The organism is Hungatella sp. SL.1.14 (assembly GCF_024460495.1).
Classification (GTDB): Bacteria; Bacillota; Clostridia; order Lachnospirales; family Lachnospiraceae; genus Hungatella; species Hungatella hathewayi.
The window spans coordinates 1-219 of the sequence record NZ_JANFYJ010000610.1 but is presented as its reverse complement, the minus strand read 5'-3'; the positions used below and the strand labels follow the sequence as shown (position 1 = coordinate 219).

Genomic DNA, 219 nt, shown 5'->3' with positions numbered 1-219 from the left:
GAGCATGGGCTGTAGGCAAGCAGTACGGAACGCCGCTGGTGGCTGGAGTCAATAACAAAAACACGATCAACATCGAGATCTGCGTTAATCCAGACAGTAGCTACGACAAGGCGCGGCTTAACTGCGTAGATCTGGTACAGCATCTGATTCAGGAGACGGGGATCCCTGCTGATCGGGTGATCCGGCACTATGATGCCAAACGTAAATGGTGCCCGCGCA

At 53.9% G+C, this 219-nt stretch carries 1 protein-coding gene; it reads left to right on the top strand.

What is annotated here, in order from left to right:
* Window positions 1-219 (top strand): peptidoglycan recognition protein family protein (locus tag NE473_RS32495; protein WP_256265757.1); only part of this gene is annotated, 219 nt, incomplete at both ends.